The sequence below is a fragment of the Chryseobacterium sp. IT-36CA2 genome (assembly GCF_949767875.1).
GTDB lineage: Bacteria > Bacteroidota > Bacteroidia > Flavobacteriales > Weeksellaceae > Chryseobacterium.
This window is the reverse complement of the sequence record NZ_CATKPG010000024.1, coordinates 190,973-205,684: the sequence shown is the minus strand read 5'-3', so window position 1 is coordinate 205,684 and position 14,712 is coordinate 190,973. Positions and strand designations below refer to the sequence as shown.

Here is a 14,712-nt window from a genome sequence, read left to right as displayed (position 1 = left end):
GGTCCGTTCTTTTTTGTTGCTCAAACACGAATGCCACTAATTTATTCACAGATAACACTAATTTTAATGATCATTGAAAATTAGAACTGAAATAATTCAATAGGAACGGGCTTTAGCCCGTTTTTTCATGTTTATAACGATAATGGCTTTAGCCGAAACTAACCACCCCGTCAAAAATTTTTTGAATTTTCGCCACCCCTCTGGAGGAGGGGAATATGCAGTCGGTAATAGAAATACTGGTTTACTGTACAAGATTCAGATCCTGCTGTGCTAAGGAAAGTTCCGTATTAAGATGTTGTTTCTCAAAGAAATTTTTGAGTTCAAGAAGCCTTTTTTTATTGTCATAATGGATGCTTGAATTCAATTTTCTTTGGCAAAGTGAGCAGGCTCTGGCCAGATGATAATCGGTTTCCGGTAATGAATTGGTTCCATTCATCACACAGCTAGCATTCAGGCAGTGGCTGATTCCGAACATATGTCCAATTTCGTGTGAACTTATTTTTATTAATCTTAAAAGACTCTCATTGAAATTTGAATCGGTTAAATGTCCATTTGAAAATCTGTACATCGAAGTTACTCCTACACCATCTTCATAGGATGCGAGTCCGAAAATGTAGTTCCATTCCGGTTTTGGGAAAAGATCTTTTTCCGTAATTCCCATTAGTACTACAGCATCTTTAGGCTTTCTTTTGATCAGAATGCTGTCCAGCACATATCCTGCAAGAATCTGTTCCTGACCTTCTTTTGAAATTCTTTTCACTTTTTCAGGAAAGATGGTATTGGGTAGAGCAGGCAGTATTTTTGTTTCCAGCTGATAATATATTTTTAAGTATTCTTTTGTGAGAGCTATTTCCTTTTTCTGAAGCTCATCAAAAGTTCCGATAGGCTGAAGGTAGATGGTGTTTTTTCCAGGTTCTGGTTTTATCTTTTTTAATTTTTGAAAATCTTCAAACGTCTGGAAATGTTCATCATGATTATACCGCCAGCTTCCAGGTTTTGGTGAAGAAGAAAGCTTGATATCATTCAGTGAAATAGATTCATAATAAGTTTTCTTCTGTTTCTGGCATGAGAAAAGAAGGATCAGTGTTGTAACATAAAAAAATAATGAAGTGAAATTAAATTTTCCCGGGTTCATAAAAGAAAAGCAATTTCTTTTTAGCACCGTCGAATTCAGACCAGGATTCACAGTCTACTTCAAAACCGGCCACTCCGCAGGTGGGGAAATGGAAAATATCTTCAGAAATGGAATTGGCAAAATTGGAAATTCCATTATTGTGGGAGAAGAAAGCAACCGAATTCAGGTTATCATCCAGATCGTAGATCACAGATTCAAAACTTCTTTCCGAAGGATTATACAATTTTTCATCAGTGGAACAGTTGAGTTGATAAGCCTGGTTAAAAATTTTACAGGTATTCAGTGCACGTACCGCAGGGCTGGACACAAAATGATCAATGGAAATATTATTGCTTTTCAGGAATCTGGACATATGCATAGCATCCTCCAAACCCTTGTCTGCCAAGGGTCTGTCAAAATCCTCCGTTTCCTCCGGCCAGTCGCTTTTCGCATGTCTTACGAGGATGAGTTTCTTCATATAATTGTTTTTTGGAAGATTAAAATTATAAAAAAAATAATGGAATAAAACATGATTTATATAAAAAAACTGCGTTATGAATAAAATCAGTAAATTTTACTAAATTTGCAGACTTATGGGACAAATTCTTGCAATAGACTACGGAAAAGCTCGTTGTGGTATTGCCGCAACTGATGATATGCAGATTATAGCCAGTGGGCTGGAGACTGTAGAGAACCGTTTTTTAATGGAATTTTTGAAAAAATATTTCAGTGAAAACAAAGTAGATGGAGTTGTAGTTGGGCTTCCCATAGATTTGAAAGGAAATGTTTCGGAAGTTGAAACCGATATTTTAAAATTCATTGAAGAATTTAAAAAAGAATTTTCGGATATTGCGGTTCATCGTTTTGATGAAAGATTTACTTCCAAAATGGCTTCGTTTTTTATTTCCCAAAGTGGAAAAAATAAGAAAAAGAGGCAGGAAAAAGGATTAATAGATAAAGTAAGTGCAACCATCATATTGCAGAATTTTTTAGAACAAAGATTAAGATGATATTACCGATAAGAGCTTTTGGGGATCCTGTTTTGAGAAAAGTGGGAAAAGATATAGAAAAAGACTATCCCGAATTACAGGAACTGATAGATAACATGTTCGAAACCATGTACAGCGCAAATGGCATAGGTCTTGCAGCGCCTCAGATTGGTTTGGATATCCGTCTGTTTGTAATAGATGTGACGCCTCTTGCAGAAGATGAGGATTATGAAGATATTAAAGATGAATTGGCAGAGTTCAAAAAAGTATTTATCAATGCCCAAATTCTTGAAGAGTCTGGTGAAGAATGGAAGTTCAATGAAGGTTGTCTTTCTATTCCGGATGTAAGAGAAGACGTGAAAAGAAAAGGGACTATCGTTATTGAATATTATGACGAAAATTTTGTGAAACATACAGAAACTTTTTCCGATATTAGAGCCCGCGTAATTCAGCATGAATATGACCACATTGAAGGGGTTTTATTTACTGACCACCTGAGTTCTTTGAAAAAGAAACTGGTAAAAGGTAAACTGACAAAAATCTCTCAGGGTGACGTAAACATCGGTTACAAAATGAGATTTCCAAAGTAATTTAAACAAGGATTAAAACGAATAATAAAAAGCAAAAAGCTAGTGCTGATTGCAGAATTTACAAAAAATAAAATTATGCTGTTAGAAAAAATAATTTCAATTTCTGGAAAACCAGGACTTTTCAAATTAGTTTCTCAATTAAGAAACGGATTCATCATTGAAGATGTTACCAACAAGAAAAAAGTAAGCATTGGAAACTCAAGCCAGGTAAGCTTACTGGACAATATTGCTATGTTTACATTTGAGAAAGAAGTTCCTTTGTTTGAAGTATTTGAAAATATTGCTAAAAACAATGATTATAAGGAAACTATTTCTCACAAATCTTCTGATGCAGATTTGAAAGATTTCATGCTAGCTTCTCTTCCTAACTATGATACAGAAAGAGTATATTCTTCTGATATCAAGAAATTGGCTCAGTGGTATAACATCCTTCATAAAGCAGGATATATCACTCCGGATAGCTTTGTAAAAGCAGAGCCTGAAACTTTGGACGGAGAGCCAGCAACAGAAGAAGTAAGCATTGAAAAAGAAGCTAAGAAAGCTCCAAAAGCAGAGAAACCAGCTGCTCCAAAAGTAAAAGCTACTTCAGCTGCAAAATCAGCTCCTAAAAGTACACATAGAAAACAAGGATAATTCATTTAATTTGAATTAAAAATACAAAGCCTTGTCTGGAAGTTCCGGACAAGGCTTTTTGTTTTAGGCAGGTAGCAGGTATTAGAGGATAGGTTGCAGGGATTAGGGCGGGATTTTCTGTCATGCTCAAATTTGATGTTTTATCTTTAAACATTAAACATTAAACATTAAACATTAAACCATGAACCCCGCATCTCGCACCCCAAACTCCCAACTTTCCCATCCAACCTCTACCACAGACCCAAAATATCCCTTACATTTGTATAAGATTGAATTTCCCATAACTTATGAATACGAAACAGGAGAAACTGGAAGCCTTTGGCAGATTACTGGATATTATGGATGATTTGCGTGAAAAATGTCCATGGGATCAGAAACAAACGTTAGAATCCCTTCGTCATCTTACGCTTGAAGAGACTTACGAACTTTCGGATGCTATTTTGCAGAACGATTTACAGGAAATAAAAAAGGAATTGGGTGATGTTCTGCTTCATCTGGTTTTTTATGCTAAAATTGGTTCCGAAAAAGAAAGTTTCGATATTGCAGATGTCATTAATTCTCTGAATGAAAAACTGATCTTCCGTCATCCCCATATTTATGGAGATGTTGAAGTGAAAGACGAAGAAGAAGTGAAACAGAACTGGGAGAAATTAAAATTAAAAGAAGGTAACAAATCCATTTTAGGGGGAGTGCCGAAAAGCCTGCCGAGTTTGGTAAAAGCTTACAGAATTCAGGATAAGGTAAAAGGAATCGGTTTCGAATTCCACGATGCTGAAGATGCATGGAAAAAAGTAGATGAAGAGATTCAGGAGTTTCATGCAGAGACTGATTTGGATAAAAAAGAACAGGAATTGGGTGATGTATTTTTCTCTCTGATCAATTATGCAAGAATTTCAGGAATCAATCCGGATTCTGCTCTGGAAAGAACCAATCTGAAGTTTATTTCGAGATTTCAAAAAATGGAAGGACTTGCAGAGGATCAGGATCTGAAATTGGCAGATATGTCTCTTGAAGAAATGGATGTTCTCTGGGAAAAGGCAAAAAAACTTTCATAATTCCTGATTGGAATAATTAATGCTTCTTATATTCAGTTAAAAAATAAAAAATAAATATGCTACGTTTTCTTATTTTACCTGCTCTGCTTTTATTGAGCTGCAATCCAAAAGCTCAGAATTCTCCTGCTAAAGAAGATGAACTGAAAGTTCAGTTTTCTTTACCCAAAAAGTTGAAGGAAGTTTCCGGAATTACTTTGTCTAAAGATAAAAATACTATTTGGCTGATCGAAGACAGAGGGAATAAAAATGCAATATACGGGGTAAATAATAAAGGGGAAATGGTAGCAAAAGTACCGGTAGAAAATACTGAGAATACAGACTGGGAAGATATCATATCAGATACTCAGGGAAATATTTATATTGGAGATTTTGGAAATAATGATAATAACCGGCAGGATCTGGCTATCTTAAAAACAGATTTGAAAGATAGTAAGCAAACCGTGACGAAAGTGGTTCAGACTACAAAATTCCATTATCAGGGACAGACTGAATTTCCACCTAAAAAATCAAATCTATTATACGATTGTGAAGCTTTTGTAGAAATGGATGGAAATTTCTATTTGTTTACTAAAAACAGGAGCAAAGGTTTTGACGGAACTTTCCTTGTATTTCAAGTGCCTAATAAAGAAGGAAATTTTGAAGCGAAGTTAATTGGAACATTAAAGCTTGAAGGAGGTTATAATGATGCGGCAATTACCTCTGCTACCATCAACAGGACGAAAGATAAAATTGTGTTGCTAACCCACAAAAATGTGCATGTTCTTTCCGGATTTACTGCCGATAATTTCAATGCTGCAAAAATTCAAAAAATTCCTTTACATCATAATTCTCAGAAAGAAGCCATTGTTTTTCTTGATGATAAGACATTAATGATTGCTGATGAGAAGGGCAAAGATGAAGGTGGAAATGTGTATACGTTTTCTCTTTAAATAATATATTTTATTTCAATAAAATTAAAACCCCACAGCATAAATCTGTGGGGTTTTTGAATATATGAAAGTATTAAAGTGATTGATGTTTGTATCGGTTATGGAGTAAGGTAAGATATATGAATATTACCACTTGACAATCTGAAATTCTGAGTATAACGACAGCGTATTCTGAAAGTCTCGCCCGTATTGAAAAAGTTAATGGATGAAAGATTGTGATTCAATCCTGTAGTGCGCTCTCCGTGTCCTGTTGATATACCAGCTAGTGTTATTTGGTTTGGGGAAACTTTCTGGATATAGGAATTAGCCGTTCCAGCGGTTTGTCCTGAAGGGTTCAGATTAAGATCATAAGTAGCATAGGGAACAATATTATAAAATCCGGGCTTTACTACTGTGAAAAGACCCGTTGTGGAATTGTAAGTTAAATAGGCAGTGTCAATCTTATTGCTTACATTGAAAACATACGTTTGCGAATAACTTTCGTGAGTGTTCACTGGTGTAGAATGTGTTCCTGTGTAGCTTCCGCTTGCTGGGCTGATGTCTGTTTTATTACCAACATATACTACTTTGAGAAAGTTTTCTGATTCAATCGTTTTCCAAACCGGAGCATTACCAACTCCATTTGACATCAGGACTTCACCTTTGTTTCCTGAATTTCCTTTTGTTTTATCATCTCCACCTACATTCAGGTCTTTCACAACTTGAAGGGAGCCGTTAACGTGTAAGGTGTTTTGCGGCGTGGATGTTTTAATCCCTATTTGTGCACTTAAGTTTACGAACATGACGAATAACGCCATATAGAATAGCTTTTTTTTCATTCAATTGTTGATTTTTTATTGAAACAAATATAGAATGTTTTTAAAATGTCTATTTTTTAATAAATTAATAAACATATAAAGCTATGTCTAAGTTTGATCTATATGACTGAAAATATGGCTTTTAAATAAAAGCCATATTTATATTATTGATAAAAAATGTTAGCTGAAAATTAGAATTATTAAATTCAATTAAAATTGATTTTTTTTCGAATAATTATTTTAATTGAGTTTAAATAACTTATTTACAGGTGTTTGCGTTTTAAATGTTGCTGTGTAAATTTGAATTAATTTCTTTTTAGAAAGATCATTTAAAACTTCATTCCTATCCCCGCAGAAAGTCTTCCCCCATCAGAACCATAGAAATAGTTTAATCTTGCAGACATCATTTCTACAATACTTAACCATACTCCGGCACCGGCAGACTGATGCCATTTTCTGGAATTTTCAGTGTCATTCCATACTCGGCCAATATCGTACCCGATAAGGATTCCCATGTTGGCAGGAGCAATATTATTTCTTACCCTCCCAAAATCCCATCGGATTTCCGAGTTATTAGTAAAATAGGATCTTCCGGCAAATCTTTCATTTCTGAATGCTCTCATTCCGTTGTTGCCTCCAATGGTTGCCGCCTGATAGAACTCAAAATTATTATTGTTGATCCACATCACGTTACTGGAATTGGCAAATACAAATTTTCCTCTCTTATCAATTCTGTGGTCAACAGCCAATTTTCCTTTTACGGTTACAAAGTTTTTATTAAAATCAGAAAGCGTTGCTTTCCAGTCTGCGTTAAGCATGAATTCAAGGCCAAGAGTAGGGAAGGCCGCATTATCCGCATTTTTATAACCAAATGTATAATTGGCTCCTACGAACTGCTGGCTGTTAAATACCCCCGGTCTTACATCCGGAGACTGATTGATAAAACGGTCCGCCTTTCTTTGTACTTTATTATCTTCAAAAGTTAATTGAAACTGGTGGCTGAGGTTCATCCAGCTTTTCTTATAAATGGAAGGTGCAAAGTTGAACTTTGAAATTCTGGCTCTGTTGTATTCTCTTTCTGTATCTTCTTTGTCGTATTCACTTTCATTGGAAAGGCCAAAGAAGTTTTGGGAGAATCTTGGCGTAGTATAAAATGCATCAAGATTGAAATCCCAACCGGAGATCGCCTTTTTAAATATTCCCTTATAGGTAAGGCTGAACCCGGCTGTAGCCGTATAAAAATTAGCTTTTAAGCTGTGTCTTTGAGTGAAAGGATCACGGATGAAATTATTTACAGTATAATTAGCCAGAACCCCTACAATAACACCATCATCCGGGTTGTAGTCCAAATTGGGGTACCCCGCAAAAGAATTGTATTTCGGATGCTTATAATTATAACTGTTAATGTCATAATCATCAGTGATATTTTTGGTTGCGTTTCCGGAATTGTAAGTGTTTTTTTGAGATTTAAAATCATAAATCTTTACTTTTCGTCCATCTGCAACATTGTAGGTATCATGATTATATCCACCAATCAGTCTGATTGTCATTTTAGGATTTCCGCTTCCCGTTACTATATAAGTATCATCATCTTCCAATCCGTAGATCCACAGTTCTTTTGTTTTTGAGTCATGATAAGTCTTTTCAAAAACCAGTTCATTCTTATCTTTATCCTTGCCCAGTTTATATTGTTGTACGAGGACAGTATGTCCGTTTTTCGTGATAACAAATTTATCAGGATGTATGGTTCCTGCCAGTGGTACTTTTTTCTGCAATACATCATAATACTGGCTGGCGTAGCTCACAAGTTTTGTTTTTCTTGCTTTCAGTTTTCTCTGGATTTCAGCAATAGTATCGTCCTGTACTTCTTTCGGAAGATTGTGGAAGGCATCATCAATATCTGCATCAGTCAGGTGTTCCTGGATATATTTTGCCTGTGCTTCCCATTCACTTTGGTCTGCACCTTTTAAGAAAACGAGATCCATCGGGTAAGGTTCCATGGCAAGCCACTTTACACTGCTTATATCTTCTGTAAAGGTTTTCATATGGCGGATAGCCGGAACATTCATAATAAGTTTAAATGCAGCTCCGTCATATTTACTGAACGCCTGATCTCTGTCTTTCGGAATAGGTTTATAGATTACTTTGTCACCTACTTCATATTCAGCCCACTTCCACTGATCAGAGTGTCTGTCCCAGTCACCAATCAGCATATCAAATAATCTTGCTCTGATGTAGGATTCTCTGTCAACAGAATATTTATCGCTTTTGTTGAGGTTTTTTAATACATCATCCGTAGAAACAATATCTTTTGCATGATCGAGATCAGCTAATGTTTTCGGATCCGAAGAAAAACGTTCTTCAATCATATACATTTCATCCCCGTAATCTTCGTTGTACCTTCCCAAAGCATGCTGCTTAGGAATATAATACAGTTTTGGATTACTGTGGAAGATATTCAGCTTTTCAGACATATTTCCGATCGTAAAAGGAGTAAACGGATGATTGGTGGTATAAAAATCCAATAGAAATTTCTCTGGGAATGTATCCGCAAGTTCTTCTCCTAATGTACTTTTTGTGAAAGCCATATTATTTAGAAAACGAATGGCACTTTTTTTCACGCCACGCATCACAAATTCCTGCCCGTCAGAAGATTTCAATCGTAAGCTGTTGGATTGGTTTCCTCCACCTTCTCTGAAAGGCGTGTATCCGCCATTCAATTCTGAAAGATTGGCAGTTGGAGCTTCAATCGGAATTCCATAATATCTTCTGTAATGATCTCCCCAGAGCCATCTGTAAAATTTTCTCTTTTCAGTAAGCGCGACCGGATAAATGGTTGATGAAAATGTTGCCGGAAAAGAATTGGGAAAATTATTGATGAATACATCCGGCTTGGAAATAACGGAAATATGAGTCAGTTTTTTAAGCTGTGCATCTTTTGTAGAAAAATATTCAACATCAGTACTTTCATCTTTTCTGAAATTTAAAACAGCAAAACCGCTGCCTCCGTAAGAAAAATCAGTTTTTTCTACAATGGTAGACGGGTCTATTTTAGAGCCTGCACCACTGATGATCTGTCTTAGATTTCCATCTTCGTGATATTGCAGGTTATGATCATGTCCGGAAACGAAAATAATATTTTCCTTGTCCTGAACAATACTTTTTAATCTGTTAGCCAGATCTGCATAATGCTGGTTATTGATATCTTCCGGGCTTGCTCCGGAGGAACTCCTTAGTATATTGACAACACTTGCCACTACAGGAACCGGAACTTTACTTTTGAAAGGATAAAGATGAGACTTTGCGGAATTAAAACCTGCATGGGTTCCACTGCTGATAATAGGGTGGTGCAGAGCAACAATGATTTTTTTACCCTGATTTTTGATAATGAGATCTTTAAATTCATCAAAAAAAACTTCACGGGTTTTAATATTGCAGTTCTTGTTAATTCCCGGGTGATTGTCCCAGTTTGTAATTACCCATTCTGTATCAATGGCAATAAGCTTAATATCTTTAGAAATGTTGATGTCGTCAATAGGACATCCGTTTTTAGGCAGAAATGCTTTTTTATCGTCAAGATATTTTTTTACCAGACTTTCCTGGGTGTTCAATCCTTCCAGTCCGTTGTACCAGTCATGATTTCCGGGAATAACCAATGTTTTCCCCTTGAAATTTTTGGTTATGGCAAGCTGGTTTTCCAGTTTTTGTTTTGCCAGAGCATACTCATTATCTGTTTCTTTGGGCATCCCATTCGGGTAGATATTGTCTCCAAGAAAGATCAGCATAGAATTACTGTCGGCAGAATCCAGTTTACTTTTCAGCAAATTCAGTGTTTTTTGTGCCTGCGGTTCATCCGAGTTTCCAGCATCTCCGATCAGAAAGAGTTTAAAATCATTATCGGATTTTATTTCGGAATCTTTTACTTCATATAAGTTTTTGCCCTTTTGAACGTCATAGGTAGCACAGGAATAAAGGACTCCTGCGGACATTACCGTTCGAAGAACAATAGAAGTATTTTTTAGATGAGTTTTAAAGGATAAATTCATAAATTTACATTAACAAAATTTCAGGGATGAGCATTTTACAAAAAGCTAAAAATTATGTTGAAATCTTATTCAAAGATAAGTTATCTTCAGTATATTTTTATCATAATTTTATCCATACTGCCTATACTGTCAATAAGGCGGAGGAAATCATGAAAAACACCCCTGTTTCTGAAGAGGATCAGGAGAAAGTACTCGTAGCATTATGGTTTCATGATACGGGGTATATAGAATGTGCCTTGAATCATGAGGAGAGGAGTGTAGAAGTCATGAAAACTTTTTTACAGCAGGAAAATTATCCGGAAAACTATATTACAGATGTTGAAAAGCTGATTCTGGCTACTAAAATACAATACGAACCTCAGAATTTACTGGAGAAAATTGTAAAGGATGCAGATTTCAGCCATTTTGCAGGTCATGATTACAGTGATATTTCCGATGCCTTGAGAAAAGAATGGGAGCTAACCAATGTAAGATGTTTTTCCAATGAAGAGTGGAATGCCGGAAATCTGGATATGCTGAAAAATAAGCATACTTTTTATACAGATTATGCTAAAGAAAACTGGGAACCCCTGAAAAAGAAAAACATTAAAAAGATCGAAAAGAAACTGGAAAAAGAAGAGGAGAAAAAGGAAAATAAAAAGGAAAGTTCAGAAGGTAAAAAAGACAAAGAAAAATCAGACAGAAGTGTAGATACTTTATTCAGAGTAACGCTTAATAATCATACGAGACTAAGTGATATCGCAGATAGTAAAGCCAATATCCTTTTATCGGTAAACGCGATCATCATTTCAGTATGTCTTTCCGTTTTGGTTCCGAAGCTGGATGCTCCTAAGAATTCTCACCTGATTCTTCCTAGTTTTATATTATTGCTATCAAGTGTACTGACCATCATATTTGCGATTTTATCCACAAAACCGAATGTAACAAAGACTACATTTACTTCTCAGGATATTGTTAACAGAAAAGTGAATCTTCTTTTCTTCGGAAACTTCCAGCAAATGTTGTTTGATGACTATCATAATGCGATGAAAGATCTTATCAAAGACAGAGATTATATCTACGATTCTATGGTGAAGGATTTGTATTATCTTGGAAAAGTTCTTAACAGAAAATACAAACTTTTATCCATTACTTATAAGATTTTTATGGCAGGGATTATTATTTCCGTTCTGTCTTTCGGGGTGGCATTTCTGAGTCTTTAATTAAAAATATACACAAATGATAGTCAGACAGCGAACGAATTGGCTGAAAATGTTATTTATATGGAGAGGATCCGTATTGAAGAAAATTGTTGTTCAGCTCTCTATTATCACGCTGTTTTCCTTGGCTATCTATATTTTCAAAGGAAGAATCTTTGATTATAAAGTACATCTCAATCCTACGATTTTTACATTGATAGGGCTGGCTCTTGCTATATTTATGGGTTTCTGTAATTCTGCAAGTTATGATCGTTTTTGGGAAGGAAGAAAACTTTGGGGATTACTTGTTATCGAAACCAGATCGCTAACGAGACAAATCTTATCATTAGTGAATGATTCTTCTCCCGATGCTCAGGAAGAAAAACAAAAAATGATCAAACTGATCTCTGCATTCAGTTGGTCTCTGAACTTTCAGCTGAGAGATAAAACAGGCACAGAACATCTTGAACGGCTACTTTCTCCTGAACAATTGGAACAGGTGAAGCATAAAAAATTTATTCCCAGTATTATTCTTGGGTTTATTGCCGACTGGCTTAATAAACAGAACAAAAAAGGTAATATTGATACCATCGTGATGACTTCTATGGATCATCAGCTGAATCAGTTTTCTAATATTTCCGGTGGGTGTGAGAGAATTTATAACACTCCGTTACCTTTTGCTTATAGCGTTCTTTTACATCGTACTGTGTATCTGTACTGTTTCTGGCTTCCTTTCGGGCTGGTAGATTCTTTGGGATGGATGATGCCTTTAATTGTTTTGCTGATCAGTTATACCTTTATAGCTCTTGATGCCATTATTCAGGAGATTGGAGAACCTTTTGGTGAAGAAGAAAATGATCTCGCCCTGAATAGCATCTGCCGCACGATTGAGTTTTCTATTTTTGAACAGGCTGGAATTCCTCAAGGGGAATTGAAGAAGCCGGATACTTATTTTGTGGATTAGTAATTTTTCTATTCTTGGGGAAGCGTAAAAGAAACCCTCAGTGCGAGCAATCCTGTAATTCCCTGAAGATCCTCTACCTTTAAGAATTCTATATCATTTTGTAGAACTCCTTTTTTCTGAAGTTTTGAAATGTAATCAAGGTATTCTTTCTGGTTTTCCATTCCGAAATAGACGATGGTGATTTTCCCGGGAGCAGTGATGCGTTCAGAAGAATCTTTGACATGTGCCTTATCCAGACGTTTTTTGATAATTTCGTAATAGGAATTATACGCTCCGTCTACATCAAAGCGTTTTTCATCCATTCTGAAACGGATGTCTATTTTTTCATTATACACAAAGATCAACGAAGCGATATCCAGCTGTACAGGAAGATACTTTTTGAACGACTGAAATTCAAGTTCCATTTTACAGATGGTTTTCAGTTGCCAATATCTCAGTTTGTGAACAACTTTTGAGGTATAATGAAGCTCGGGAGCGATGCTTGGGCCTATGTACAGATTATGTTCCACACCATCAGACTTAAATCTTTCATAATAATGTGGGAAAATCTCCTGTGCTTTTACCTGGCTTTCGTCCAGCATATCTGCCAGTTTTCGGTTGACCAGCGTAATAGAATCATCCAGGTTTTTTCTGTGATGATAAAACAGGTCGGTAGGGGCGAATATATGTGAAAAATAATCTTTGATTTTAGCCTTTATATCTCTTGCTGTTTTTATTTCCAGTTTTCCCTGTAAAAAAGGATGAATTTCGTCTCTTAATAGCCTTTGAAATCGCTGTTCCGTATCGGCTTTGATTTCATTATTCAGTTCATTTTCAAAAACATCCAATGCCAGCAGAAATTTTTCAGAATCGGAATTTGTCAATACAAAAATCTCATTAAGCCATTCAATCTGCTGATTAAGATCCTGCAACATCAGATTATAACGTTTTTCCGATGAAGAACGGATATCTGAAACACCAAACAGTGGAGTCAGGTTTTTAAAGGCAATCTGCTTTAACGTATATATTTTCTTTCCGAGTGAGGCCGTAAAATATTTTTCAGCTTCATTCCTGAATTTCCATACTACACTGTCGTGGATAGTAGTATATTCACGCTGGATAATCGCTTCTATCTGATAGTTTTTCTCAAAGTAGAACCTGTTCAGAGAGAAAAGAACCATATCCGTGAAAAACTCTAGTTTTTTAAGTTTTAAACCATTGAAACTTCCGGAAATAGGTGACGTAAACTCCATAATGGCAAGGAGCTCACCATCTTTCATGATAGGAATTACCATGAAACTGTTGACATTATTGTCCTTTAAAATGCTAAAAGAAGGAAGCTGCTTTACATTTTCATCCAGGTTATTCACATTGGAAACAACCACTGGTTTTGAATTATGATTTAAGTTATTAAACGTACTCTTACGCGTATCTTCGTCAAATGCATTGATCCAGAAATCCAGGATATGATTCGTAAGAAGACTTTCGTAAATGGGAAGCTTATCCAGTTTCTGTTCTTTTTTATTAAAAGTCATCAGCCCAAAATTCAATTCCGAAACATCAAAATAGGATTTGAAAATTTCCGTCAGATTTTCATTGGGATTCAAATCTTCAGGATCAATCTCTATCATACTTGATTTCAGATCAGATAGAGCCACCTCAGAAGTACAGTCAACCAGTGAAATGATGGTAAATCCTTTCAGTATCCAGGATTCCGAAGGGAAATATTTTTTCCACAATTTAAAATCATCAAGGTTTTCCAAAAGCATATCCAAAATATCATCAGATGGGATTTTGGCATCTTCTGTAGGGATGATTTCCGTAAAGTCTGAATTAACAGTAATCTTATAATGTTTCATGATTCCCTGTTTATTAGGGATATCATAGTATAATGGGATGGTACTTTTTATATCTTTTTTGAAATAGCTCTGAAGAATCACACAGCAGCAGAATACATAAAACTCATTATCTGAAATGTTTCTTAGTTCTATTTCGAAGTCTTTTCCTGCATCTTTAAGGATGTCTTTAAACCTTTCGGTATAATTGAACGTGATGTTGGAAAGAGGAATGCTTGCCGCTTTTATTTCATTTCTGGTAAGACCTGTTGGGAAAAGATCTGCAAGAAGAAGTCTGATGAGGTCTTCATGCTGTTCGAGAAATGCTGTATCCTGAAAGCCTTCTCTAAGCTCTTTAAAATTTCTGGTGCTCTCAATCAGAGACTCTGCATAGTTGACTCTATATTCCAGTCTGTCATTATACCGGATATGCTCCAGAACATCCAAATACTTTTTGAACGATATATAAACTTGAAAAGGAGAGTCTTTTTTATACAGATTAGCCAAGAGCTGGAAATTTGGAGTAAAGTTATGAAAAAAGGAGAATATTGTTGGGATGAAAAATTTATTTTATTGTATATTATTCACTTGTGTTTAAGGGAA

Annotated in this window: 12 protein-coding genes; 7 read left to right on the top strand and 5 right to left on the bottom strand. The window is 35.7% G+C overall.

Going from position 1 to position 14,712, the window contains the following annotated elements:
• Positions 1-241: 241 nt before the first annotated feature.
• Both ACM6F9_RS20120 and ACM6F9_RS20115 read right to left on the bottom strand, forming a co-directional pair.
• A complete protein-coding gene (locus tag ACM6F9_RS20120; protein ID WP_414847321.1) occupies positions 242-1,135 on the bottom strand; it encodes a Zn-dependent protease in 894 nt (297 codons plus the stop codon).
• Positions 1,116-1,592, bottom strand: a complete 477-nt coding sequence (locus ACM6F9_RS20115; protein WP_103234333.1) for a SixA phosphatase family protein — start codon at positions 1,590-1,592, stop codon at positions 1,116-1,118. The genes ACM6F9_RS20120 and ACM6F9_RS20115 overlap by 20 nt, the downstream gene beginning before the upstream one ends.
• A gap of 115 nt (positions 1,593-1,707) precedes the next feature.
• Here ACM6F9_RS20115 and ruvX point away from each other — a divergent pair, with 115 nt between their 5' ends.
• The 5 genes from ruvX to ACM6F9_RS20090 all read left to right on the top strand — a co-directional run bounded on the left by ruvX (position 1,708) and on the right by ACM6F9_RS20090 (position 5,310).
• Complete coding sequence (gene ruvX / locus ACM6F9_RS20110; protein ID WP_414847320.1) at positions 1,708-2,124, top strand: Holliday junction resolvase RuvX; 417 nt, start codon at positions 1,708-1,710, stop codon at positions 2,122-2,124.
• Positions 2,121-2,693, top strand: coding sequence for a peptide deformylase (def, locus tag ACM6F9_RS20105; RefSeq protein ID WP_105704086.1), 573 nt, complete (start codon positions 2,121-2,123; stop codon positions 2,691-2,693). The genes ruvX and def overlap by 4 nt, the downstream gene beginning before the upstream one ends.
• Before the next feature lie 75 nt (positions 2,694-2,768).
• A complete protein-coding gene (locus ACM6F9_RS20100) occupies positions 2,769-3,326 on the top strand; it encodes a DUF5606 domain-containing protein (RefSeq protein ID WP_105704129.1) in 558 nt (185 codons plus the stop codon).
• A gap of 287 nt (positions 3,327-3,613) precedes the next feature.
• Positions 3,614-4,381: a nucleoside triphosphate pyrophosphohydrolase gene (mazG, locus tag ACM6F9_RS20095; RefSeq protein WP_121489849.1), complete on the top strand. Its 768-nt coding sequence runs from the start codon at positions 3,614-3,616 to the stop codon at positions 4,379-4,381.
• A 56-nt stretch (positions 4,382-4,437) separates the two neighbouring features.
• On the top strand, positions 4,438-5,310 hold the full coding sequence (locus ACM6F9_RS20090; RefSeq protein ID WP_414847319.1) for a hypothetical protein: 873 nt from the start codon (positions 4,438-4,440) through the stop codon (positions 5,308-5,310).
• A 98-nt stretch (positions 5,311-5,408) separates the two neighbouring features.
• Here ACM6F9_RS20090 and ACM6F9_RS20085 read toward each other — a convergent pair whose 3' ends face one another.
• Together ACM6F9_RS20085 and ACM6F9_RS20080 are read right to left on the bottom strand one after the other, a co-directional pair.
• Positions 5,409-6,128, bottom strand: a complete 720-nt coding sequence (locus ACM6F9_RS20085) for a hypothetical protein (RefSeq protein WP_414847318.1) — start codon at positions 6,126-6,128, stop codon at positions 5,409-5,411.
• A 308-nt stretch (positions 6,129-6,436) separates the two neighbouring features.
• The gene (locus tag ACM6F9_RS20080; protein ID WP_414847317.1) at positions 6,437-10,153 is read right to left on the bottom strand and encodes a metallophosphoesterase; all 3,717 of its coding nucleotides are present in this window, start codon (positions 10,151-10,153) and stop codon (positions 6,437-6,439) included.
• 26 nt (positions 10,154-10,179) lie between these two features.
• Between ACM6F9_RS20080 and ACM6F9_RS20075 the strand changes: the two genes are divergently transcribed.
• Together ACM6F9_RS20075 and ACM6F9_RS20070 are read left to right on the top strand one after the other, a co-directional pair.
• The gene (locus tag ACM6F9_RS20075; RefSeq protein WP_414847316.1) at positions 10,180-11,355 is read left to right on the top strand and encodes a Pycsar system effector family protein; all 1,176 of its coding nucleotides are present in this window, start codon (positions 10,180-10,182) and stop codon (positions 11,353-11,355) included.
• 16 nt (positions 11,356-11,371) lie between these two features.
• Positions 11,372-12,295: a bestrophin family protein gene (locus tag ACM6F9_RS20070; protein ID WP_414847315.1), complete on the top strand. Its 924-nt coding sequence runs from the start codon at positions 11,372-11,374 to the stop codon at positions 12,293-12,295.
• 8 nt (positions 12,296-12,303) lie between these two features.
• On the opposite strand, the gene ACM6F9_RS20065 is transcribed toward ACM6F9_RS20070, so the two are convergent.
• Positions 12,304-14,616 (bottom strand): GAF domain-containing protein, encoded by a 2,313-nt coding sequence (locus ACM6F9_RS20065; RefSeq protein WP_414847314.1) that lies wholly within the window; start codon positions 14,614-14,616, stop codon positions 12,304-12,306.
• Positions 14,617-14,712 lie beyond the last annotated feature (96 nt).